This is a genomic window from Acinetobacter sp. A47 (assembly GCF_000805455.1).
Taxonomy (GTDB): Bacteria; Pseudomonadota; Gammaproteobacteria; order Pseudomonadales; family Moraxellaceae; genus Acinetobacter.
Genome location: NZ_JSUS01000049.1, coordinates 22,773 through 46,008, shown reverse-complemented (window position 1 = coordinate 46,008; position 23,236 = coordinate 22,773). Strand labels below are relative to the sequence as shown.

General features: G+C 43.9%; 22 protein-coding genes and 2 pseudogenes. 5 read left to right on the top strand and 19 right to left on the bottom strand.

Going from position 1 to position 23,236, the window contains the following annotated elements; genetic code table 11:
- Nucleotides 1-15: 15 nt before the first annotated feature.
- The 13 genes and pseudogenes from OC23_RS11645 to OC23_RS11590 form a co-directional block, all read right to left on the bottom strand.
- Entirely contained in the window at nt 16-747 is a 732-nt protein-coding gene (locus OC23_RS11645; protein ID WP_038344997.1) for an amino acid ABC transporter ATP-binding protein, read from the bottom strand.
- Nucleotides 744-1,415, bottom strand: coding sequence for an amino acid ABC transporter permease (locus tag OC23_RS11640; protein WP_005231252.1), 672 nt, complete (start codon nt 1,413-1,415; stop codon nt 744-746). The genes OC23_RS11645 and OC23_RS11640 overlap by 4 nt, the downstream gene beginning before the upstream one ends.
- Nucleotides 1,405-2,064, bottom strand: coding sequence for an amino acid ABC transporter permease (locus OC23_RS11635; protein WP_038345077.1), 660 nt, complete (start codon nt 2,062-2,064; stop codon nt 1,405-1,407). Before OC23_RS11635 ends, OC23_RS11640 begins: the two co-directional genes overlap by 11 nt.
- Before the next feature lie 326 nt (nt 2,065-2,390).
- Nucleotides 2,391-2,729 (bottom strand): hypothetical protein, encoded by a 339-nt coding sequence (locus tag OC23_RS11630; RefSeq protein WP_227505552.1) that lies wholly within the window; start codon nt 2,727-2,729, stop codon nt 2,391-2,393.
- Nucleotides 2,730-2,894: 165 nt separating this feature from the next.
- Nucleotides 2,895-3,032: pseudogene (locus OC23_RS19055) on the bottom strand (IS256 family transposase); the annotation flags it as partial.
- A 142-nt stretch (nt 3,033-3,174) separates the two neighbouring features.
- Entirely contained in the window at nt 3,175-3,510 is a 336-nt protein-coding gene (locus tag OC23_RS11625) for a hypothetical protein (RefSeq protein ID WP_038344994.1), read from the bottom strand.
- A gap of 241 nt (nt 3,511-3,751) precedes the next feature.
- A complete protein-coding gene (locus OC23_RS11620; RefSeq protein WP_038344993.1) occupies nt 3,752-4,477 on the bottom strand; it encodes a hypothetical protein in 726 nt (241 codons plus the stop codon).
- 142 nt (nt 4,478-4,619) lie between these two features.
- Complete coding sequence (locus OC23_RS11615; RefSeq protein ID WP_038344992.1) at nt 4,620-5,621, bottom strand: spore coat U domain-containing protein; 1,002 nt, start codon at nt 5,619-5,621, stop codon at nt 4,620-4,622.
- Nucleotides 5,621-8,116 carry a fimbria/pilus outer membrane usher protein gene (locus OC23_RS11610; protein ID WP_152607831.1) on the bottom strand — a complete coding sequence of 832 codons (2,496 nt, stop codon included), beginning with the start codon at nt 8,114-8,116 and terminating at the stop codon, nt 5,621-5,623. Before OC23_RS11610 ends, OC23_RS11615 begins: the two co-directional genes overlap by 1 nt.
- An 8-nt stretch (nt 8,117-8,124) precedes the next feature.
- Nucleotides 8,125-8,949 (bottom strand): molecular chaperone, encoded by an 825-nt coding sequence (locus tag OC23_RS11605; RefSeq protein WP_038344989.1) that lies wholly within the window; start codon nt 8,947-8,949, stop codon nt 8,125-8,127.
- A 4-nt stretch (nt 8,950-8,953) separates the two neighbouring features.
- On the bottom strand, nt 8,954-9,466 hold the full coding sequence (locus OC23_RS11600) for a spore coat U domain-containing protein (RefSeq protein ID WP_081407327.1): 513 nt from the start codon (nt 9,464-9,466) through the stop codon (nt 8,954-8,956).
- 10 nt (nt 9,467-9,476) lie between these two features.
- The gene (locus tag OC23_RS11595) at nt 9,477-10,031 is read right to left on the bottom strand and encodes a spore coat protein U domain-containing protein (protein ID WP_038344987.1); all 555 of its coding nucleotides are present in this window, start codon (nt 10,029-10,031) and stop codon (nt 9,477-9,479) included.
- Nucleotides 10,032-10,083: 52 nt separating this feature from the next.
- Complete coding sequence (locus tag OC23_RS11590) at nt 10,084-10,620, bottom strand: spore coat U domain-containing protein (protein WP_161792289.1); 537 nt, start codon at nt 10,618-10,620, stop codon at nt 10,084-10,086.
- A gap of 582 nt (nt 10,621-11,202) precedes the next feature.
- On the opposite strand from OC23_RS11590, the gene OC23_RS11585 reads away from it, so the two are divergent.
- The 3 genes from OC23_RS11585 (at nt 11,203) to xseB (ending at nt 14,177) form a co-directional block, all read left to right on the top strand.
- The gene (locus OC23_RS11585) at nt 11,203-12,561 is read left to right on the top strand and encodes an amino acid permease (RefSeq protein WP_081407326.1); all 1,359 of its coding nucleotides are present in this window, start codon (nt 11,203-11,205) and stop codon (nt 12,559-12,561) included.
- A 154-nt stretch (nt 12,562-12,715) separates the two neighbouring features.
- Complete coding sequence (gene xseA, locus OC23_RS11580) at nt 12,716-13,993, top strand: exodeoxyribonuclease VII large subunit (protein ID WP_038344984.1); 1,278 nt, start codon at nt 12,716-12,718, stop codon at nt 13,991-13,993.
- Nucleotides 13,968-14,177, top strand: coding sequence for an exodeoxyribonuclease VII small subunit (xseB, locus tag OC23_RS11575; protein WP_038344983.1), 210 nt, complete (start codon nt 13,968-13,970; stop codon nt 14,175-14,177). The genes xseA and xseB overlap by 26 nt, the downstream gene beginning before the upstream one ends.
- Nucleotides 14,178-14,253: 76 nt before the next feature.
- Here xseB and OC23_RS11570 read toward each other — a convergent pair whose 3' ends face one another.
- Entirely contained in the window at nt 14,254-14,943 is a 690-nt protein-coding gene (locus OC23_RS11570; RefSeq protein ID WP_038344982.1) for an LrgB family protein, read from the bottom strand.
- A gap of 11 nt (nt 14,944-14,954) precedes the next feature.
- Nucleotides 14,955-15,386 (bottom strand): CidA/LrgA family protein, encoded by a 432-nt coding sequence (locus tag OC23_RS11565; protein WP_038344981.1) that lies wholly within the window; start codon nt 15,384-15,386, stop codon nt 14,955-14,957.
- 111 nt (nt 15,387-15,497) lie between these two features.
- On the opposite strand from OC23_RS11565, the gene OC23_RS11560 reads away from it, so the two are divergent.
- Nucleotides 15,498-16,412 (top strand): LysR family transcriptional regulator, encoded by a 915-nt coding sequence (locus OC23_RS11560; RefSeq protein WP_152607830.1) that lies wholly within the window; start codon nt 15,498-15,500, stop codon nt 16,410-16,412.
- Nucleotides 16,413-16,528: 116 nt separating this feature from the next.
- Nucleotides 16,529-17,380 (top strand): glutathione-dependent disulfide-bond oxidoreductase, encoded by an 852-nt coding sequence (gene yghU, locus OC23_RS11555; protein WP_038344979.1) that lies wholly within the window; start codon nt 16,529-16,531, stop codon nt 17,378-17,380.
- A 110-nt stretch (nt 17,381-17,490) separates the two neighbouring features.
- Here yghU and OC23_RS11550 read toward each other — a convergent pair whose 3' ends face one another.
- The 4 genes and pseudogenes from OC23_RS11550 to ptsP all read right to left on the bottom strand — a co-directional run.
- Nucleotides 17,491-18,639, bottom strand: coding sequence for a DUF1624 domain-containing protein (locus OC23_RS11550; RefSeq protein ID WP_038344978.1), 1,149 nt, complete (start codon nt 18,637-18,639; stop codon nt 17,491-17,493).
- A 219-nt stretch (nt 18,640-18,858) separates the two neighbouring features.
- Nucleotides 18,859-20,577, bottom strand: coding sequence for a fructose-specific PTS transporter subunit EIIC (locus OC23_RS11545; RefSeq protein ID WP_038344977.1), 1,719 nt, complete (start codon nt 20,575-20,577; stop codon nt 18,859-18,861).
- On the bottom strand, nt 20,564-21,514 hold the full coding sequence (gene pfkB, locus OC23_RS11540; RefSeq protein WP_038344976.1) for a 1-phosphofructokinase: 951 nt from the start codon (nt 21,512-21,514) through the stop codon (nt 20,564-20,566). Before pfkB ends, OC23_RS11545 begins: the two co-directional genes overlap by 14 nt.
- Nucleotides 21,507-23,165: pseudogene (gene ptsP, locus OC23_RS19655) on the bottom strand (phosphoenolpyruvate--protein phosphotransferase); the annotation flags it as partial. The gene pfkB and the pseudogene ptsP, both read right to left, overlap by 8 nt.
- Between the last annotated feature and the right edge of the window lie 71 nt (nt 23,166-23,236).

Below are 23,236 nucleotides of genomic sequence, written 5' to 3'. Positions count from 1 at the left end.
GTCCTCTGCTTGCTTTTAATAATTCAGAATATTTAAAAAAGTTTTGGCCCGTTCCGTCTGCGGATGCTGAAAAAAATCTTCAGGGGTGCTTTGCTCAATAATCTGGCCTTTGTCCATAAAAATAATGCGATCTGCCACTTTGCGGGCAAAGCCCATTTCATGCGTAACAATCAGCATGGTCATGCCCTCCTGGGCCAGTTTCAGTACCACATCCAGCACTTCGCGTACCATTTCCGGGTCTAAGGCCGCCGTAATTTCATCCAGTAAAATGACTTTGGGCTGCATTACCAAGGCACGGACAATCGCAATCCGCTGTTTTTGCCCACCTGATAGATTAGATGGATAATCATATTTACGATCCAGTAGGCCCACGCGCTGCAATAACTGATCTGCCAGATGTTCCACTTCTGCGCGTTGGCGTTTTTGTGCTTTTAGCGGCCCCAGCAGAATGTTATCAATCACATTCATATGCTTGAACAGTTCATAGTTCTGAAACACCATGCCAATCTGCTGACGTACGCGATCCCAAGGCAAGTCCTGCCCAAGCACGCCCACATCTTTGAGCTGGATTTCTCCCTGCTGAATCGGTTCCAGCCCATTGATACAGCGCAACAAGGTGCTCTTTCCACAACCGGATGGCCCCAAAATCACCACCACTTCACCTTGTTGCACATTCAGATCAATGCCATGCAATACCTGACTTTGCTTATAAAATTTATGTAAATGCCGTATCGATAACAAAGTCATGCGTTTTCCCACACTTTTTCTAAATGCGCTGCTAAAAGCGATAATGGATAACAAATCAGGAAATAAAGAAGAAAGATAAAACCGTAGATCCATAACGATGCACTAGGAACCGTCAATAATGAATTTTCAATAATCTGCTGCCCGACCTTCAGCACTTCCACCATACCGATCAATACCGCCAGAGAGCTGGTTTTGATCATGCGGGTAAACAGATTCAGTGCGCCCGGGGTGACCCGTTTTAGGCTTTGCGGAAAAATCACATAAACCAGAGTTTGGACATGATTTAGACCTACGGCATAGGCTGTATCACGTTGATGCTGATCGATCGACGTGATGGAAGCCCGAACCAGATCTCCCATTTCCGCAGTTCCCCATAAGGTAAAGACAAAAATACAGACCCAAAACGATGACAACTGCCAGTTAAACCATGTTGCCAGACCAAAATAGAACACAAATAACAGCACCAGAATCGGCACAATCCGAATGGTTTCCAGATAGAAACGGCACAGGATCTTGACCAGTAAATTTCTGGAAGTCATGATCACCCCAAAAATGGTGCCGAAAATGGCAGATAAAAATACCGATAAAAAGGCAATTTCAATGGTTTGCAACAAGCCATACAGTAAACGCTCGACATGGCTCGGTTGAAATAAATACTCAAGTCCCATGGCTCACCTTGCGACTGCGATATTCCAGATAACTGGTCAGCGCTGAAACGGGTAGCAAAATCATCAGATAAGCCACGATTAACAGAAATAAAGCTTCGGTGGTTTTGTAATCCATCCCGATTAGATCTTTGGTCACAAACAGAAGTTCTACCACTGCTATGGCACTCAAGACCGAGCTTTCTTTAATCAGGAACAAACAGTTTGCGCCAATGGCAGGAATGGACAGCGATAACGCTTGGGGAAATACCACATATTGAAAGACTTGCACGGCGTTTAATCCTACACTTCTGGCCGAATCAATTTGCCCTTGCGCCACAGACTGCAAACCAGCACGGAACGCCTCGGCCATGTAGCTGCCACCCAAAAAAGTCAGGCCAATCACACCACAGCTAAAACCATCTAGTTTGATGCCGATCTTAGGCAAACCGTAGTAGAGAAAAAATAGCTGAATGAGCAAAGGGGTATTACGGGAAACCTCGATATAAACTTTGACAATTTTATTGAGTATCCGAACCTGATATGTGCTGATGATGCTACAGATCAGCCCAAGCAGAATAGAGAGTACGATACCGATAAAGGAGATTTTTAAGGTCATGAGGGTGGCCGCATAGAACTGCGGCAGCACACTCTGTATATACTGCCAATCCAAAGAAAACATCCGAATGAAAAATTGATTCTTTTGATAAATACATTGTTGTTATTTATCTTTGGATGAGTCTAATCTGGTTGAAAATTCACATAAAATATTATTATTTGCTAAGCTTTGCTGAAATTGGAATGATGAGTTTTTAGCTAAGTAAAAATAAAAAAGTGGTGATATTTCAGATCAAATACCGCCATTCTTAAATAAAAAACCATATTTCAAAAATAAAATGCAGTTAAACTATAAACTCATTCGGCATGCCACCATTTTACAAAATTTCCGCTTTCATCATATATTTTATGAGCTAATGAATAAGGGCAAAACATTAAAAATTACCATCCTAAATAGCCATTTTCCTCATCCATCTTATCCATTTCTGCTTTACCAATCCAAACCTCTTTAAGTAAAGCAAGCTGCTCTTCTGGTGTGCCTGCTAAATGCTCGCCATCTCTTGATGGTTCTTCACTATTTAGATTATAAAATAAACATTTATCTCCACTTTTCAATAAGGCTTCTAATGCTTTAAAGAAGGCAGTATCTGGATCATATTCCATTTCTAATTCTGGATAAAATCTAGTTAACTCATCATCACTAGCATACCAAAGATACTCTAATCCCATATTTTCATGCCATTCCTGAAATATCTTTAAAATTGCATTTATTTGATTCATTGAAACTTTAACTCCAGAGTACGCTTGTTTATCCCAGCAGGCTTTTGAATCAACGCCTTGTGATAAAGAGAAATTCCTTAATACCACTGTACTTCCATCTTACCTGCTGTTGTGACAACCTTAGCCAAGGCATTATTTTTCAACTGTGGTCTCTGCCTTATTTTTATGATCTGAAAGCTCTGTATTGAGTGCTGTTTCAAGCATGAACTCTTTAAAGAGAGCTGTCATTTAGTTTAAGTATTCTGGTGTTTTTAGACCTTTAGCCAACTCAATAGACATACTTCTGTTTGTTGCTTCATCCATGTAAAGTACTTTTTTTATTTTCCTCTTCAGGATAAATGAAAATGAAGTACTTACACAAAATTTAGAACAGTCCCAGTACTTCTGCTTTTTTAAGGCAGAAGTACTGCTAAACCTATTTAAACAGAAATTTATAAACTAAATCTTAAGACTCCATACCACTTATTTTTATTAAAAACTTACTCCATAATTTTATCTCAACAATTACTCTATAAGTTTGATTAAATATCATTTTTATAGTTTGCTTATCTTCATCCAAAAAAAACTCTCTAAGATTTTCCATATAAACATCTGTTAATATTAGAGAATCACTATTAAGAACCACTTTGACACTATCATCCACCTGTCCAATATAGATACTCAACTCACTTTTATCTTCATCAATAAATTTCATTACTTGTATATGATTATCATCTAACCAACAATCACATCCAAAAATAGAAGATAATTCATCACATGATGGGATCACATATTCAGACATTTATTTTCCTCTTTTAATAATAATCGTAGAAAATCTACGTTGTCCATCTGGCATAATTTCAAATGTTGATTCTGCTTTTCTTACTCCCATAGGGCCTGAAGACAGAGAACCTCTTATTTCAAATTTTCTATCAACTCCATCAATTTTCTTTATAGAAGTCTCAGAAACATTATCAGATCGACATTTAACTTATAAGAAATGCTGGGCATTTTCCCAGCATTTTAGGGATTTAACTATTAAATTAAACACACAAATAGAACAGAAATATAAATAAACCACCCAATACAATTGCTATCCAAGATATTACCTTAGAAATAAATCTCTCCTTTTTAAAAAACAATGGAGCCACCCATTTATTGACATCTATTTTTTGCAACCATGATAAATACCAAGGAAAAGTTAAGGTAAATATAAGTGAACTCATCAAAACAATAACAAAGTTCGGACTTTTATAAAAGTCAGAACCATCTATTTTAAAATATACAACCCAAAATACAATTTCTGCTACACAGATTAAAACACAAAAATACACATCAATCTTAGATTTTACATTGGTTAAAAATAATGGCATTAATATCCAAAAAGGACATATAAATCCAAGCATAAATCTAAAACCATAAAAAATATTATTAGTATTTAAAAAATCAGTTCGAAACAAAACAGCAAAATAATAAAAAAATAAAAGAAAATAAGCTAAAACTTTAATTTCATTAAAATAGAAATCATCTTTATTTCTAATATACACTTGCTTAAATATAAAAAAACCCAGCAAATAAGAAAAATAAAAATAGATTACATACCAAATAAATTGGGCAATACCATCTAATTTAAGACCAGAATAGTTATACAATCCAACAGAAAGTCCCAAAAAAAAGCTAAATAGGACAAAGATTAACCCAAAAACCGTAAAACTTTTTAAAATAACAAAATAGGATTTTTTGCCTTTAAAAGGATGTGTTTTCATCATGTTTTATTCTACCAGTGCAATCACTCAGACTATCACATACTTAGGTAATAAGTGCCTTTATACACTTACACCTACCACTCTGCCTATTAAACTTTACTACTTGTAATTCCAAGAAATTCTGATATCAGCCATCTACTCCATTTTAGAACTCAACCTGTACCGTCACCGTATCGCTATACGTTCCCGCAGGCAGGTTCGGCTGTTCGGGCAGAATTTTGGTTGTAAACGAATAACCCTGTTGAATGCGGCCGTCATATCGCCCCGGATTGATCGTGGCTTGAGCGCTCGACCAGCTTTCACTGCCGCTGCCCCAACGGTTCATCCCCGGATTTTTGTAAATTTCATATTTCATGAAATTATTTCCAGTGCTTGATTTCATAGCCCGCTGGTTTCCACTCTGAGGATAGGTGCCGTTATTCAAGCTGACACTATAGGCTGTTTTTGCAGAACAGCGCACCCCCATTGAAGTGGTGACAGGCTCAAAGCGATCAATAAATGCTGCTGTACCCAGATTGACATCAGTCACCGAAATCCGGCAATCAGGCAAGACATCGATCATCAGGAATACATTAGAGTTTTCCCCCGTTCCCCAATCAATACTACCAATCAGGGATGGCCTGCGAAATCCGGGACTGGAATGGAAAAAACCAATTCCACCAATGGATAGCGCAGGCACTGAATAGAACCAGCGCACCTCAAACAGGGTCTCTGACACATAACGCCCCGGTGCAACCGACTGTCCAGCCGGAATCTTTAAATAAAAAGGAACGGCACCATCAGGACCAGAAAAGAAATTGATCAGCGAGAACCCGCTCATATCTACTTCCTCTCCCTGCTTGACCAGTTGCTTATTGGTATCCAGATAAATAACATTTAAAGTGTCTGATGCCGTTGCATTGACAAACTTGAGTGGCAGGCGGCTGACTTGATATTTTAAATAGGTCTTGTTTCCTGCCCCAAGGCCGGAACAGGATAGCCCGGCACTAAACTGGGTCGAGAGTTCACCTTGCTCTGCCAGTGTAATTGACGGAGTTGTGGCTGCCAGAATATTGTGCCCGGCACTGACCTTACAATCTGCATAAAGATCAGTATGCAAGAAGATACCGCCCAAAAGCATGCCAAATTTTAATGTTCTATTTAACATTACTGAATCTCCGCTGCACAGATCACGGGCTTGATCGTTGAAATCTGCTGCTTTGCTTTTTCTGGGTGAATGGAAAAATTGGCCTTACAGATACGCTGATCCGGCATCTGCACTTTAATCTGGTTATCTAGTTCAAGGTTCTCAAGATAGGCAATGCCATCCATCCCGACATAACTTGATTCTTGCTGATCACGATGCACAACAGAAGCAACAGGCACAGGCTCTCCATTTTCCAGTCTTAGGTAGACATTTGCTGCCAGTGACTGTTTGATCGGAAAATCGACCACAATGCCTGAGCCTAATTTGGCTGCCTGACGTTTTTCAACAAGGGTGGTATTAAAGTTAGAAGGTAACTCCAAAGGATCAATACTGTATTTCGCTGAAAAATAAGGCGTCACTGAAGGTACAAAGACATAGCCTTTGGCATTGCTGTGACCGATCAGATTATTTTCATAGCGTACCGGAATATCAGCGACCCCATTGGTATCAATGAGCGCAAATGAATCACCAATACGATTGGCAACAAATAATCCCGGCTGCATGAGAATGACTGAACCGGAAAGCCCTAACCAGTAACTGTAATCATCATGGCCAGTCAGCCCCAGATCGGTATTGATATAGCGGTTTCGATAGCTTACACGTGCCTGATTGAGGTCTTCACCGTGTTGATAAATCCGTTTGCTGAGCTCGAACCCGACCCCGCCATCAGTTGGGATTGCCTGGCTATAGCTCATAAATCCGCTATCTTCACCTGATCGCCAGTTATATCCTGAGCTTAAAGTATTTGAAGCACCTTTGAATGACATCGGTATTGAAAGCTGTAATGCCGCATTTGTTTCCTTTGCATTCAGGTCATAGGTGGCACTTAAGGACACGGTCGTACCACGCATATAAGCCGGCAAAATAGGCGCCCAGGAAATATTGAGCAGCTTGTTTGCGGCATTGTCCGATTCAGTCTGGATATAACCGACACCAAAGGTCCCACTTTTTTCCAGGGCAAAATATGTATTTGCTGTCGTGGTTTTCTGGCTATTTACTGAAACAAGGTCATGGTACTGCTGTCTGGATAAATCGGAATACCCCTGACTGCGCTGCGTATGATTGACGCTCAACCCGAATCGGTTCTGGTTATAACTATAGCCGACTGTATATTGATGCCCTTGCAAGGTCTGTGGTTGTGAAGCCGTATTTTGTTCAGCATGGCTATGGGTAATCGACTGGCTTAGAACACCCCAGTGTTGCAGTTTCATCACTGCACCTAAACCCAGTAAGCGCAGGTCATCCGATAGCTCGGTTCGCCCTTCCGTTGTTAACCAGTCAGACAGGCCATATCGCATATCTGCGGCCAGTGCAAAATTACCATATGAAAAGTTTTTTACCCCGTAATCTTGACGGATTGCTCCTGCAGAGATGGAATAGTCCAGTAAGTCTTTTTTAAGCAACGTATTGGAAATATAAAAAGGTACACTGGTCATGACCTGACGCCCGACCAGATCGGTGGTTACAATCACCGCTTCGCCTTTACCATTAATAAACGGCACATTATTTAAAATAAAGGGACCTGACTGTATTTCCTGTGAGTTGGCTTTTTGGCCATTGATCAGTAAATCTACGGTACTGGGCAAGGCGGCTTGTCCCTTGAATTGAGGTAATGGATAAGTAATCAGATCCGGGCGTGTATGAAAGTTACGTTGTAACTGTATCCCCCCTAACCGTATGGAACTGCCCCAGCTGGTTTTATTTCCTGTAATAATATCCCCGACAAGCAGTGACAAGATCCGGTCCTGATTGTCATATTGCCAGGTCGTATCATAACGGCGATATCCACGGTCTGTAGACCCCGCTGTTGCAGCTGTGGCTTTGGTCTTTACATGAGAAAAACTGCCTGAGTTACGCAACGTGCCAAACGGAGAGAAAAATCGTTGCTCTGTAAACAAGGTACTATGCAGGTCTCCGGTATGAGAACGGAAACTATAAAAATCATAGTTATTTAACAGGCCCAGTCCTGAGCCGGCATTCTGTTTATCGTACCAGACATCACGTCCTAGCAACTGCGTTGGCAACCAGTCACTCGGTAAATTCAAACTTAAAGCCTGCGAAGCTGAATCGTAGGTAAATTCAATTTCCCTGATCTGGTTTAATCCGATCCAGTCCTGCGCCCCGCCACTATAGCCCAAGGCGATGATATCGGTATCGGAAAGTGTGGTTCCCTCTGCTTCGGCAGATCTTTTATCCGGTATCTGAATCTGCAACTCATCCAGTTTAGCCCGCTGGATAAAATATGCTTCACCTTTCACAATTACAGGAATGGTTAAGCGGGTTGAATACTGATTTACGACCAGATCCAGATAAAGCTTGTATAGCGGGTTCAGGTCTTCAATACTGCGTGGCGGTGGAGGCAGGCCATCGGCCAGACCTTTGCATGGCAGCAACGAGATGGAAGTAGACATGGCAAGCCATATACATTTGAGCAGTATGGAGTGTCTGGTTTGAATCTGCCGGCTCATCGCCCAGCCTCTTCACGCCGCATTTCAATCACTTCGGTTTTGATGCCTGAACTATCCACTGCATATAAGATATTCTGTTGCTGGATACGTTGCAGCTGTTTGGTATCAATCTCAAATTTCATGGTGCTTTGCGCCAGTACATAGCCAAATGAGACCTGATCAAAAGCGACTTGTGTTGCGTCTGGCTGTAACTTGATTCCTGAGAGGCGGGCAAACTTGCGGCCTGAATTTTTAATAAACAGTTCGGTTTTGCCTTGTGCATTGTTCCCGGTCCACCAGGTCAAAACAGGTTTTGCTAATGGGTTCTTTTCATTGATTTTCTGGCTGCTTTCATTGAGACCGCTGCCAATGCCCTTGCCATAGGCAAACAGTGGGATTGAATAGCGCATCTGAAAATTAACCTTTGAGGCCGTCTGTGTATCGTCCTGATTTAATTTAATCGGCAATTCATCCACAATAACCCGATAAGCCTGCTCTTTCCCCTCAGTCGTCTGCTCCGACCGGGTCAAGCGCAGCATATGCTTTTCACCGGCCTTGATCCGAGTAACAGGCGGGCTTGGAATAATTGTATTTTGTTCTGCATATTGATCCTTATAGTGTTCTTGTCCCCACTCAAACACCCGTACCTGAATCATGGCATCAGTTTTTCCGGTATTTTGCAGCCACACTGCGGTCGCCTTTTCTTGTGCTTCTATTTTTGGATAAATCGGCCAGATCAGAAAAGTGGCTTGCGCGAAAGCAGAAGATGAGATCAAGGCGCCAGTGAGTAAAATGCCGGAAGTTTGTAGCGTATTTTTTAGTGTTAAGGTATTAAAAAGCATATCATCACCATGAAATTGTTATTGCGACAGTATCTTGATACAGACCTGGCGAATGTAGTTGAGCCTGAGAAAGCTCAACGGTTCCGAAAATCGAAAAATTCAAGACCGGGTTACTGGCAGTTGTAGCGGGCAAAGCATATGCCTGCCCGGCGATATATTCATTTTTCTGATCTGCCTTGCTATACAACCGATAAGCAATAAACTCGTTTTTAGCCGTATGTTTCATTTGACGCAGTGCCGTTTGCGCATGCTCACCTGCGTTTAAAGACACGGTAACCGGTAGCTGCTGTGTACAACGGATGTTCCAGCTTTGCGCATTGTTTTCTATTTGCGCGCGGGGTTGGATCTGGGTTATGGCTGCATGTTGACCAAAATTTAATAGCTGTTCATTATTGGTAATGGAACAGCCTTTTTCCAATGTGGCCTGAACCTTGAAGTTTTGTCTGGTTTGCGCTTCTGCGGCAAAGACAGCAGACATGCCTAGCCCGAGCAAAATGCCAAATATTAATCTTTTCATATAGATGTATTTAAAATTCAATCAAGATTGAAACCGTATCGGTATATTGTCCTATTGACACTGGATGGCCGTTATTGGTCACTTGCCCTGAAAGCTCCAGATCAAAAACTTTTCCATCATTGGGAATCGTGATGATTTCACTGGATTTAAGGACCTGCTTTTTTGCGCCATACAACAGGTTATAGGCTAAATAATCTTTTCCATTGCTGAGTGCCCTAAAATAGTTTGCAGCAAAATCAGACGGAATATTCTGGCGATGCCTGCCCCCATCAAAAGTCAGCTTGACGGGTGCATGACTGGAGCACCATATTTTGATGCCTGAGCCCGGTGCATTGACCTGATGCAATTGCCCTTCAATCACGCCATTAAATGAGGCGGCAACCTCACCAAAATTAATCTGTCCAAAGTTGAAAACCTGATCAGAAATCACTTTTTGATCGTTGATCAGACAAGAAGGTAATAATTCAATTTGTGTTTTTAAAAGAAAAGATTGTTGTCCCGAAAAAACCGGTAATGAATAAAACCCCAATATAAAAAAAATAAGACTTCTTATAAAACAGTGCATAACGACCTCTTAAAACAGGTTTGCAATTGATGCAAACCTGTTAAGGTTTTAATTAGAAGTTTATAGTCACCAGGAGTGTATCTTTATAATCACCTTGTGCCTTGGCCTCACTGCTATTGGCTGCAATGGCACCATACATCGGAATTTCCTGGGCTTGATTACCGCTGGTGGTAAAGGTTTGCGGGGTATTAATGGCATATAGGTTGGTACGGGCCGCATCACGGTAAACGTTGTAGCTCACCACATCACTCCCGGTAGTATGTTTCAGGGTGCGGTTTGAGCGTTCGCCGCCATCAATCGATACAGTAAAATCTACCGGATCTGCACTATCACATTTTACGGACAAGTGTCCGGCATTGGCGCTAGAGGCAACCTGTGCAGTTAAAACGTTATTCCACACACCGGAGGTTTTGCCAAAATCTAGTGTACCAAAGTTGTTCATGCTCCCCTCGACCTGAGAACCTTCGACCGAACATCCTGCAGAGACATTGAGCAAAACATCGACTTGTCCTGTGACTGCTGCCTGAGAAGCAATGGCAATGGGTGAAAGAGTACATACCACCAAAAGTGATTGGGTCAGCTTTTTCATATTAATATTCATTTTAAAGTCACCTAATAATGTTTTTTTGCGAATTGCCGCACATTATGATACTTAGGGACATATTATTTTTCAGAAAGGAGCTTTCATTATTTTTGATAAGTTAAAATTAATTACCTGATTTTAATAAGTTAAAAACTAAAATTTAAATACAAGCTAGCTGGTTGTTTTTTATATAAATATTTAATATATTTTTATATAATTTATGTAAAGACATAACACTGCTGCATATTTGCTCAAATATACATTAACGCAACAAAACCTTCATTAATTGATTAAAATTCATGCTAATTCTTTAAAAGTTATCATATTATGTACAATGAAACTTTATTTTAATAAATAAAATGATTTCCATTTTCAATTGGCAATAGCTTTCATGTCCATCTTTTGTAATCAGCCTTCCTATAGAGACTGATGCGATAAAAGATTAAAATAACAGGACGGCAAGTTCTGTGCCGGGCCAACCTGAGCCTTAAAAGCTGATGATAAATCTCTACTTAATCTCATTTTCAAACTAGGCGATTTCCAGCCAATCCATTACAATCATTTCTTTTTTGTTCAGCGCATCTTATTTTGAGTAATTCCTCCCCCCAATTAAAACGTGGACTAAAAAACCGCCACATCCAGTTAATCGCGATGGGTGGCGCTGTGGGTACAGGTCTGTTTTTAGGATCTGCTCAAGTGATCCAGTCTGCTGGCCCTTCAATTATTCTGGGTTATGCCATTGTCGGCCTGATTGCCTTTTTAATCATGCGACAAATGGGCGAAATGATTGTTGAAGAACCTGTCGCCGGTTCGTTCAGTTATTTTTCACAAAAGTATTGGGGCAGCTTTGCCGGCTTTTTATCGGGCTGGAATTACTGGGTGGTGTATATACTGGTGGCCATGACTGAGCTGACAGCCATTGCCAAATATATCCATTACTGGTGGCCACATATACCGGCATGGATTTCGACCTTGTTTTTTTTCATCGTGGTCACCTGCCTGAATCTGGGCAATGTAAAACTTTATGGCGAATCTGAATTCTGGCTCGCCATTATTAAAGTCGTTGCCGTGATTTCCATGATTGTGTTTGGTTTATACCTGTTGCTGACAGCTGGGGCCGATTCAACCGCCAGTTTCACCAACTTATGGCAACACGGCGGATTTTTTCCGCATGGTTTCTCCGGATTGTTTTATATGCTGGCCTTTTTAATGTTTGCCTTTGGCGGCATTGAACTGATCGGTATGACCGCAGCTGAAGCAGAAAATCCTGAAAAAAGCATTCCGCAGGCCATTAATCAGGTGATTTTCCGGATTCTGGTTTTTTACGTGGCTTCCCTTGCCATCATCATGTCGTTGATTCCATGGAACCAGCTGGACTTGGGCGGGCTGGATAAAAGCCCATTTGTGATGATTTTCAGCCAACTCGGGATTGACTGGGCTGCGCATTTACTCAATTTTATCATTCTGACAGCGGCACTTTCGGTCTATAACAGCGGTATGTACGCCAATAGCCGCATGTTGTATGGCCTGGCCGTACAAGGTAATGCTCCCAAAGTATTTGCAAAGGTCAGCACACAAGGCGTGCCGATGCCTGCGGTGATCTTTTCCTCGGTCCTGATTTTTGGCTGTGTATTACTGAATTATTTTGTGCCAGAACAGGCCTTAAGTCATTTGATGTATATGGCGGTTGCGGCACTGGTTCTAAACTGGGCCATTATCAGTTTTACCCATTTAAAATTTAAACGTGCCGTTCAGCAACAAGGCAAAACTGTCAAATTCCCGGCCTTATTCTCACCCTTGAGTAATTATCTGGTTTTGGCATTCATCGTGATGATTTTATATATCATGTGGACGCAAGGCTTTAAGGAATCGGTGATTTTAATTCCGGTCTGGATCATGTTTATGTTTGGATTATTTAAATTCTTGAAATGGAATAAATCACTCTAATATCTACCTCACAATATGCATCTACAGTAATCTTTAAAATAGACTGTAGATGCGTTATGATTCAACAAAAATAAATAAAAACAAGATGGGTCTGATTTGTTATCAGGTTAATCCATTTGCTACTATAGCCCTATCCTATTCATTGTCTGACCTCATGTCTGAACCGCAACTTTCTCTAAGCGACTACCTGACCACCGTACAGGAAATTATTCGCCTGACCTTTGACGAGCCAGTCTGGGTGAAAGCCGAAATTCGGAATCTGAGTATCAAAGGTGGACATTATTATCTCGAACTGGCTGAAAAAGAACAGGACACTGACAAGGTTATCGCCAGCTGTAGAGCCACCATCTGGAAATTTACTGCCGCAAAAATCGTGCTCAAGTTTGAACGAGAAAGTGGCATCGAACTGTCCAGAGACTTGAATGTACTGATTAAAATCAAGGCCCGCTTCGATCCGCAATACGGTTTCTCTGTCAATATTGAAGATATTGACTCAAGCTTTACCTTGGGTGATATTGCCAAACGTTATCAGCAAATCCTGACCAGACTCAGCAGTGAAGGTTTGCTTCCTCTCAATAAAGCCCTTCCTACCCCCTTTGATGTTGAGCATGTCCTGGTGATTGCACCTGAAAATGCGGCCGGACTAGGTGATTTCAAGAAAGATGCCAATGCCTTGCAACAGGCAGGTGTCTGCAATTTTGTCTATCACACAGCGACTTTTCAGGGAAATACCGCAGCCAATAGCATTATGGAATCGCTTGGCACAGGACTACGTCAATGGGCGGCAGAGTTTAGCCTCCCGCCCGACCTGATCGTGATCATTCGAGGTGGTGGTGCAGTCAACGATCTGGCCTATTTAAATGACTATGACCTTGCCGTCCTGCTATGTAAACGCAAAGTACCGATTTGGGTCGGGATTGGTCATGAAAAAGACCGCACCATTCTAGATGAAATTGCACATCGCTCCTTCGATACGCCAAGCAAGGTGATTGCCGGAATCCGCAACCTGATCGTAGAGCGTTCTCAGGAGGTAATGGCACATTTACAAAGCATCCAGCTGCTTTCCCAGCATCAGATTAGCGCGTATCAAAGCCAGAATGACCAGTTGATCAGTCGTATCAGGTCGCAGGCCGAGCATCAGATCAGTGCCAGCCATTTGCACCTTCAGGTTGCCAGATCAACCTTGCAATATTTTGCCAGGCAGCAACTGAAAACGGCATCGACCCAGATCGAAACCCTGATGCGGGAAACCTTATTGCAAAACCCGAAAAATGTACTCGCCAAGGGTTATGGCATTGTCCGTAGTAAAAACAAGGCGATTCGCTCCATCCATCAGGTGAGTTCATCGGTTTCGATTGAAATGCAAGATGGTTATATCCAGGCTCAGGTAAATGAGGTGATTGATCATGACGAAGAAAGAACTAAGCTTTAAGGAAGGTTATGCATTATTAAAAAACAATGCTGAACTGCTCGAAGCGCAGGAAGAACCTGATATTGATAATTTGATGAAAATTGTTGAAGAGTCAATGACAGCTTATAAGGCCTGTAAAACCAGAGTCGAGGCCGTACAACAGGCTTTAAATGAAACCTTTAAAGACAGCGATCCCTCACCGTGACAAAAGCCGCCGGCCTGAAGCGGCAAGCAGCCCGGACTGGTTTAATATTTTACTTATGCAACAGCCAATATCAGGCTTACAGCAATAACCACAGGTGAATGGCAAATGGTCCGACCAGTACCATCAGGATCCCTGCTATCACCATGGTCAGGCTGGCAATTACCCCTTCTTCATTATTGCGCTGTTGTGCTCTGGCTGTACCAAAACCATGAGCAGCATTACCAAATGCAGCGCCGCTGGCCACCGCAGAACGGATTTTGGTGAGGGCTAAAATCGCATCACCACAAATCATGCCGACCAGACCGGTAATCACGGTAAATAGCGATACCAGTGCTGCCGAACCATGAATGTCTTCGGCAAGAATCATGGCAAAGGGAGTAGAAATCGAACGGGCCATTAAGCTGTTGGTGACCTCGGGACTGAAATGAAACAGTTGTGCCATTTCATAAGCCGACATTACCCCGACACTCATGCCGACAATGATCGCAATGGAGAGCACACCAAGATTTTTACGGATAGTATCGCGATAACGATAAATGGGAACAGCGAATGCAACTGTCGCCGGCCCCAGCAAATTGACAATCCATTGGGTATCTTCGGCATAGGTCTGATAGGAAATACCAAAAATCGCCATCAGTATAATGGTCAGCACAGGCACACTGATCGCCGGAGAAAGCCATAATTTGGGATGTTTCTGATAGAGACGTTTTGCAACCACATAGGCCGCCAAGGTCCAGACCAGACAGAGGATTGACCAGATATTCATCAGAAATGCCCTTAAATATGCTTATGCTGGAAAGGTTTACGCGTTTGCCAATACTGCTTGAGACGGTTGTAATAATGGATGGTCAGACAGGTACTCAACATCACCAGAATCGTGCCTAAGGCAATACTCAGGACAATTTGCCAGCCTTCGGTCATAAACAGGGTTTTGTACTGCACCACGGCCACAACCACAGGCACAAAAAACAGCAATAATTCGCCTAAAACCACCGAAGCCCCCATAGCCACCTGATCCATTTTAATAATCTTTAGAAATAGACAGATCAGCAGTAATAACATGCCTAAAATCCCGGCAGAAACCGGGACCCCCAATTGCTGGTGCAAGACATAACCCATGCCCCAGAAAGCCGCCAGGATGAAAATCTGTTTGACCAGTTTAAAAAAAGTATTTGGGGAAGACGTTGCAGAAACGGATTCAGTACTCATAACAGCAAAGTAAAATAGTGAACTACATCATTATGCTATCCCGGCACTATGCGGATAATATGAATTATTCATGTTAATATTATGCCAAAATGGAATAATACTGACTTCATTATGCTTTCATTCAAATCGTTGCAGTGCTTTGTTACGCTGGTCAAAACCCAGAGCTTTACCCGTACTGCCGAACAGCTTTGCCTGACTCAGCCAACCATCAGCAAGATTTTGCAGCAGCTTGAAGACCAGCTTCAGGTACAGTTACTGGTCAAGCCTGAATATGGCCGCAAAAGACAGGTGCAGCTCACCGAAATTGGCCAGCGCATTTATCAACATGCAATCGAGCTGCTGCAGGCCGAACAAAATATTTTTCTGGAAATCGAAAATTACCAGCAATTAAAAACCGGTACCTTGAAACTGGGCGTTCCCCCTCTAGGTTCTCAACTACTCACCACCGCCCTGTTCGATTATCATCAACAATGGCCAGAGATCGAGCTTGCCTTTCTTGAAGTCGGTTCCAAAGGGATTGAACAGGCCTTAATGAATAATGAGCTGGATGTGGGCGTATTGCTGCATCCTTTTGACCAGCAGATTTTTAACAGTATCGAATTGTGTAATTATCCGGTGATGGTCGTGTTACGGCGCGATGCGACCTGGGCAACCCGCAAGAAAATACAGCTGGAAGAACTGCGCCATCAATCTTTTTTAATGTTTCCTGAAAATTTCTCGCTCAACCGTATTATTCTGGATGCCTGTGAACAGCATGGTTTCTACCCAAGCATTGCCTGCCGTACCAGTCAATGGAACCTGCTGGCAGATATGGTGCTGCAACGGATGGGCATTGCCCTGTTACCGCAATACTATACCGATATGCTCGATCCCGATTTGTTTGCCGCCATTCCGCTTGAAAAGCCAAATATCCAGTGGCATCTGGCCATGGCATGGAAAAAAAACCTGCCCGTCTCCCCGGCAGTGCAGGCCTGGCTGCATGTGATTGACCAGCACTTTCAGACAATTCATGCCAAAACGGATTAATCAGCGATTCAACTTATTCATGCAAAAATGGTTAAAGTTTTGCCACAAAAAACCCACTCAATCCTGCGCTGGCTCACCTACACTAAATCGATCGATTCATGACATGGCCAATAAAAATGAAGGATTCAGATTACATTCCACCGCAAGTCTGGCAATGGACTGGAGAAAAGACCGATCTCAACCAGCCCACCTCAGGGAGTCGCTATGAACAGAAACTCCCGGTCGGAAAGCACCCATTACAGTTATATTCACTGGCAACCCCGAACGGGCAAAAAGTCACGATTCTACTGGAAGAATTACTCGCACTCGGACATAGCGGGGCTGAATACGACGCCTGGTTAATCAAAATTGGTGAAGGTCAGCAATTCGGTAGCGGTTTTGTTGAAATTAACCCGAATTCTAAAATCCCGGCGCTGGTTGACCATAGTCAAAATCCACCGCTTCGGGTATTTGAATCAGGTTCAATCCTGCTCTATCTGGCGGAAAAATTTAAAGCCTTTATTCCCACTGACATTGCTGCACGTACCGAATGTTTAAACTGGTTATTCTGGCAAATGGGCAGCGCACCTTATATTGGGGGCGGTTTAGGACATTTTTATGCCTATGCGCCCGTAAAAATTGAATATGCAATTAACCGTTTTGCCATGGAAACCAAGCGTTTACTGGATGTATTGGACCAGCAACTGGCAAAGCATCAATACTTGGCAGGTGATGAATATAGCATTGCCGATATTGCTGCTTTTCCGTGGTATGGCAGCATCGTTAAGGGCTGGGTTTATAATGCAGATGAGTTTTTAAGTGTCGATCAGTATCCACATGTGCAACGTTGGGCCGATGCCATTCTGGCGCGTCCTGCGGTACAACGTGGTCGGATGGTGAATCGTACTTTTGGCGATCTGGCCAGCCAGCTGCATGAACGCCACGATGCCAGTGACTTTGAGACCAAAACCCAAGATAAGTTGCAATAAAACAATTTAAAAAAACCTCTTAGCCAGAGCCAACTGAGAGGTTTTTTATGAATTTTCAAATATTTAATCTAATAAATTAAGTTATATGCAGAGAATCAACTTTCAATAAACTAAAAATATTTAAGCAACGGAATATGCTTATTACGATGTTTAAAGGAAGAGAATTTCAGCATCGCTGGATATAAAACAATGCTTAAAATCACAGCAATCCCCCACACTGTCGCCATGTGAGCTACGCCATAATAATCGCCATAATTATGTCCCCAGATACCTACAGCAATGATATATAAGGCTTTAAGTACAAATAAATGCACGATGTAGAAAAACATGGGTACCGAGCCAAAGATGATTAAAGGCTTGACCCAGTTTTTTGTTTCAACCTTCTGGAGTAAGACCAGAATAATAAGCCCGATACCCACATTCCATAAAATGAAAAATAATGAAGGTGGATATTTGGTCAGGTTCAGGAAACTCATCAATGTTTCACTCCATGTTGGCATCATTTCCCAAGGTTGGTCACCATACATGTTGAGCATCCTTAGTACGAAAAATAAAGCAATGCCAATCAGACCAAAAGTGAGAAGAATACGATTCTTTTGCTGAGTCGTCTTCGGTTTGCCAAAAACAACGTGGCCAAGACAATAACCTAAAGTCATCACACCAATCCAGGGCAACACGGGATAGGATGTTCTGACCCGTAGCACATCTCCAAAACTGATCCAGCCCCGCTCATGTAAGATCAACCATATCCCGTTCATCACAGAACCCGGTGAGAATGAAATATGGTCCATTAAATGATGCCCAAAAATGATCAACAGGCTGATGCCCCACAGCAGTTTTTGCGGCAAGCCAATGAGTAATGCCAAGGCAATCATACTAAAACCAATGGCCCAGATGACTTGTAAATAAATCACATCGGGTGGGAATTTACCTGTCCATGCAAAATTGACAATCAGCAGCTCTAGCCCAATAAGAAATAAACCGCGTTTCAACAAAAATTCGTGCGTCATCGCAATACTATTGTGCTTGGCCTGATAAAGATAAGCAGATAAACCGGTCAGCACCACAAAAACTGGCGCACACAGATGGGCTAAAGCCCGGCTAAAAAACAGTGATCCTTCTGTTTCAGAAATCACCATCGGGTCTGGAACTTGATGATGCAGGTAAAAGGTTTCCCGTACATGATCAACCATCATGATCAGAATTACCAACCCTCTTAGTGCATCAATCGCTTGTAAACGTTGAGATACAGCAGACATAAAATCATAAATAAATTAAAGTTATGTTATATCATAACAATAAATAGTGATCGAATGAAATAAGGGCTGGCAAATGAAAGATAAAACCAATTGAATTAAAAAAACATCGCCTTGCCCGCCCCTATATGCCAGTGAGGCCAGGCACAGGTAAAGCATAAAAAAGGCAGATCATTGTGACCAATGATCTGCCTGATCTGTTTGAACAAAATGCTATGCAACTTAGGCTGAAGCCGCTTGTGCCTCAACCACTTCACGGCGTTTTAATAGCGCATAAATTACACCGGTAATACAGCTACCAATTGCTATAGCGGCAAGATAAAGCCAGGCATGACTAATCGCATTAGGAATGAGCAACACAAAAATGCCGCCATGTGGAGTTACCAGTTCGCAGTGGAATAGTGCCACCAAGGCACCAGTCACCGCTCCACCTGCGATACAGGCCGGAATGACCCGGATCGGGTCTTTGGCTGCAAAGGGAATCGCCCCTTCAGAAATAAAGCACAGGCCCAACACAAATGCAGCCTTGCCCGCATCTCGCTCACTCTGGTTAAACTTCTGTTTTGCCAACAGGGTTGCAATCGCCATACCAATCGCTGGCACCATTCCGCCTGCCATGGTCGCTGCCATCGGCATATAGGTATTGGTGGTCAATAAACCCACAGTGAAGGCATAGGCAGCTTTATTAATCGGCCCGCCTAAATCAATACACATCATCGAAGCCAGCACAATGCCCATCAGCACGGCGTTGGTGGTGCCCATATTGTTAAGAAAATCTTTCATCATCTCAAAAATCTGGGCTACCGGATATCCTACCACATAGAACATGATCAGCCCCACCGACAAAGTACCCAATAAGGGCACAATTAAAATCGGTTTCAGGGCCTCCAGACTGGTAGGCAGCTTGATTTTTTTGGCCAGGAATAAAGCAATATAGCCTGCCAAAAAGCCAGCGACGATGCCGCCTAAAAAGCCTGCATTTAATTGCGTTGCGATGAGGCCACCGACCAGACCGGGTGCCAGCCCCGGACGGTCGGCAATCGAATAGGCTATATAACCGGCCAGCATCGGCACCATCAGGCTAAAAGCAGCCGCACCAATCTGCTTTAACACAGCAGCCAGACTTCCGGCCTGCTCAGCCGCATTCAGACCAAAACATAAAGATAGCGCGATGAGCAAACCGCCGGCTACCACCATCGGCAACATAAAGGACACCCCGGTCAACAGGTGTTTATAAACGCCTGTTTTTTCCTGCTTGGCCTCCTGACTGCTCTTTTGACTGTTTTGTTTAGAGCTTTCTAAAAGCTTGGCTTCCGTGATTGCTTCTGCAAAAGCCTTGTCGGTTTGTTTCAGTGCAAAGCCTGTACCGCAACGATAGACCCGTTTACCCACAAAGCGGTCGGTATTGACTTCAATATCCGTGGCTAAAATCACGATATCGGCAGCTGCAATGGCTTCATCCGTCAGGATATTTTTCGCCCCGACCGAACCTTGGGTTTCGACCTGAATGTGATAGCCCAGTTTGGCTGCACCCTGCTGTAATGCTTCCGCCGCCATAAAGGTATGTGCCACACCTGTAGGACAAGCCGTTACCGCCACAAAATTCTGTGCCTGATGCTGATCATTTGGCTGTGTCGCCAATTGTGCCACTGAGGTACTATTGTCTAAAGCATCCTGTAAGGCCTGCCCTGCATTTTCCATCGCTTGCCGGATTGAAACTGTGGCGACCTGATAAGTTTTAAAGGCACCCAGTTGTGATGGAACCTGCCCGACAAAGATCACGGTATCAAAACCCTGTTCAGGCAGTTCATCCTGCATCGAGATGATCGCACTGTCATAGCCTTGCTGCTGTGCAAGCTGCGCCAGTTTTTTAGCCAGAATCAACGCATTGACATACTGTTGCGAATTGATCACAAATAAAAGGGATTTAATTGTTTGCATCAGACTTATCCAGAGTGTTGATCGTGGTTTGTTGTTTTAATGCTTCCAGCCGTTCAGCTTCAGGCACACGAAAGCCGATTTGGGTCACGGCATGACTGGCAATGGCGGTGGCAGTTTTGAGGGTTTGCTCAGGTGTCATGTCACTTACCAGACCATGCAGCATGCCTGCCAGCAACGAATCACCTGCACCGACGGTACTTTTTACAGTGACTTGAGGTGGGCTGGCATGTAAGGCTAGTGCCGGGTTGATCCAGTTGACCCCGGCTTCGCCCATCGAAATGACAATATGTTCAATCTGACAATTTAAGCGCTGGAACAAGGCAAGCTGCTGGGAAAAACTGTCAGCCGCTTCGCCAAAACTTTCCTGTAGCTCATCTGTATTGGGTTTGATCATCCACGGATTCATTTCAATCGCAGCAACCAAGGCCTGACCACTGCTATCAACCGCAACATGCTTGTGTTGTTGATGCAAGATCGAGATCAGGTACTTAAAATCATCTATGCTGAAGCCCTGAGCCAGACTACCAGCGATCACCACATAATCGGTCTGTTGGCAGCAGGCCTGAATACGCGCAAACAAGGCCTGTTTATCATGCTCAGACACCCGAAAGCCCTTGGCATTAAGATCGGTCATACGTCCAGACTGTTCTGCAATCTTGATATTCTGGCGGGTTTCACCGTCCACATAGACAAACTGGTTATCAAACTGCATCGCCTGAAAATGCTGGTCAAACAAGGCCCGGTTCTGTTTTCCCAAAAAGCCCGTCACAATCAGCTCATGCCCGAGATCATGCAGTACCTGCGCAACATTGAGGCCCTTACCTGCTGCATGGGTTTGTACCTGTTGCTGGCGGTTAACCTCACCCACTCGCAATTCATCCAGTTCAAGCGTGACATCAATTGCAGGGTTTAACGTCACTGTCAAGATTTTAGCCATGCTTCAACTCCATCAATTCACGCACTGCCGTGGCACTTTCACACTGTAATGCACGCTGAGCCAGTTGCTGGCAATCGGCATAATTCAAGGTCCGGATTTGTGCTTTTACCAATGGAATGCTGGATGAAGACATACTCAGCTCATCCACTCCCAAACCCAGCAAGATCGGTACAGCCTTCGGATCTGCTGCCAGCTCGCCACATACCCCGACCCATTTCTGGTGGGCATGTGCTGCCCGGACAGCCTGATCAATCAACAATAAAATACTTGGATGTAATCCATCGGCCTCGGCTGACAGTACCGGATGGCCACGGTCAATCGCCAGCGTATACTGGGTCAGGTCATTGGTACCGATACTAAAGAAATCCACTTCTTTGGCCAGTAATGGTGCCAGCAAGGCCGCTGAAGGGACCTCGATCATGATCCCGACCTGAAGGTTGTCACATGGATATTCAGTGAGTACTTCATCCAGAATATGTCGGGCTGCCCGCCATTCTTCGATTCGTCCTACCATCGGGAACATAATCCGTAACGGGCGTCCATCTGCTGCCTTGACCAAGGCAATCAGTTGCTGGCGTAATAATTGCGGTTTTCTTAAAGTCAGGCGGATGCCGCGTAAACCGAGAAACGGGTTCTCTTCTGCAGCAATCGGCAAATAAGGCAGCGGCTTGTCTCCCCCGACATCCAGCGTGCGAACCACCAGCGGCCGGCCGGCTAGCATATCCAGTACATGGCGGTAGTCTTTTTCCTGGGTGATTTCATCCGGTGCCTGTCGATGGGCCATAAACACCAGTTCGGTACGTAATAAACCAATTGCCTCCGCACCATGATCGACCGCTTTTGCGGTATCCAGAATCTTGCCGATATTTGCAGCAATTTCGACCTGATGCTGATCCACCGTCACGGCGCTTTCATGACAATGGCGCTCCGCTTCCTGACGTCGCTGTCTTTGCTGCTCACGCTCACGAATGGCCTGTTCGATCTGCTCAGGTGCCGGATCAATCTCAATTGCGCCCGTATCACCATTAATCAGGACCGTAGTCTGGGCCTCAATATGTAAAATCCCGTCACCGGCACCCACCACCGCAGGGATACCCAAGGCACGTGCCACAATCGCACTGTGTGCCGATGCACCACCAACGGCTGTTAAAATCCCGGCAACACGGTCTTTATCCAGACGGGCGACATCCCCGGGCCCAAGGTCATGCATCACCAGAATATAAGGTTGTTCAGGTTCAGCTGGCATCACTTCATTACACAGCACACTGAGCACCTTGTCGCCAATATCCCTTAAATCGGCAGCACGTTCTGCCAGAAGCGGATCATTCAGCGCAGCCTGTGTCTGTGCAGCCTGCTCGATATAATCATGCCAAGCCGCCGCGGCGGTCAGATTCTGGTTCAGGCCTTGGTGTACCTGCTGGATCAGGTCAGGATCGTCCAGCATTTCCAGATGCGCCTGAAAGATTTGTTTAATCTCATCAATCTCGTTTTTTACGATCAGCTGGTGAATGGTATTTTTTACACTATAGAGTGCAATTTCCAGCTTTTCCTTTTCCGCTTTTACGTTCTGGCCAAAACGTGGGTATTGGAAGTTTCTTGGCTTAATGACATGGGCCGGGCCAAAAGCCAGACCTGACGAGGCTGCTGTTCCCCTGGCCGGCGTGGCGGCATCCGCCATTTCTTGCAGTGTGCTTTCCGGTTCAGCCAAGACGGGTGACCCAG

What these genes read in the sequence shown, in the direction of transcription:
- OC23_RS11645 (WP_038344997.1), bottom strand. Translation starts at nt 747, where the DNA reads ATGACTTTGTTATCGATACGGCATTTACATAAATTTTATAAGCAAAGT.
- OC23_RS11640 (WP_005231252.1), bottom strand. Translation starts at nt 1,415, where the DNA reads ATGGGACTTGAGTATTTATTTCAACCGAGCCATGTCGAGCGTTTACTG.
- OC23_RS11630 (WP_227505552.1), bottom strand. Translation starts at nt 2,729, where the DNA reads ATGAATCAAATAAATGCAATTTTAAAGATATTTCAGGAATGGCATGAA.
- OC23_RS11625 (WP_038344994.1), bottom strand. Translation starts at nt 3,510, where the DNA reads ATGTCTGAATATGTGATCCCATCATGTGATGAATTATCTTCTATTTTT.
- OC23_RS11620 (WP_038344993.1), bottom strand. Translation starts at nt 4,477, where the DNA reads ATGATGAAAACACATCCTTTTAAAGGCAAAAAATCCTATTTTGTTATT.
- OC23_RS11615 (WP_038344992.1), bottom strand. Translation starts at nt 5,621, where the DNA reads ATGTTAAATAGAACATTAAAATTTGGCATGCTTTTGGGCGGTATCTTC.
- OC23_RS11605 (WP_038344989.1), bottom strand. Translation starts at nt 8,949, where the DNA reads ATGCTTTTTAATACCTTAACACTAAAAAATACGCTACAAACTTCCGGC.
- OC23_RS11600 (WP_081407327.1), bottom strand. Translation starts at nt 9,466, where the DNA reads ATGAAAAGATTAATATTTGGCATTTTGCTCGGGCTAGGCATGTCTGCT.
- OC23_RS11595 (WP_038344987.1), bottom strand. Translation starts at nt 10,031, where the DNA reads ATGCACTGTTTTATAAGAAGTCTTATTTTTTTTATATTGGGGTTTTAT.
- OC23_RS11590 (WP_161792289.1), bottom strand. Translation starts at nt 10,620, where the DNA reads ATGAAAAAGCTGACCCAATCACTTTTGGTGGTATGTACTCTTTCACCC.
- xseA (WP_038344984.1), top strand. Translation starts at nt 12,716, where the DNA reads ATGTCTGAACCGCAACTTTCTCTAAGCGACTACCTGACCACCGTACAG.
- xseB (WP_038344983.1), top strand. Translation starts at nt 13,968, where the DNA reads ATGACGAAGAAAGAACTAAGCTTTAAGGAAGGTTATGCATTATTAAAA.
- OC23_RS11570 (WP_038344982.1), bottom strand. Translation starts at nt 14,943, where the DNA reads ATGAATATCTGGTCAATCCTCTGTCTGGTCTGGACCTTGGCGGCCTAT.
- OC23_RS11565 (WP_038344981.1), bottom strand. Translation starts at nt 15,386, where the DNA reads ATGAGTACTGAATCCGTTTCTGCAACGTCTTCCCCAAATACTTTTTTT.
- OC23_RS11560 (WP_152607830.1), top strand. Translation starts at nt 15,498, where the DNA reads ATGCTTTCATTCAAATCGTTGCAGTGCTTTGTTACGCTGGTCAAAACC.
- yghU (WP_038344979.1), top strand. Translation starts at nt 16,529, where the DNA reads ATGAAGGATTCAGATTACATTCCACCGCAAGTCTGGCAATGGACTGGA.
- OC23_RS11550 (WP_038344978.1), bottom strand. Translation starts at nt 18,639, where the DNA reads ATGTCTGCTGTATCTCAACGTTTACAAGCGATTGATGCACTAAGAGGG.
- OC23_RS11545 (WP_038344977.1), bottom strand. Translation starts at nt 20,577, where the DNA reads ATGCAAACAATTAAATCCCTTTTATTTGTGATCAATTCGCAACAGTAT.
- pfkB (WP_038344976.1), bottom strand. Translation starts at nt 21,514, where the DNA reads ATGGCTAAAATCTTGACAGTGACGTTAAACCCTGCAATTGATGTCACG.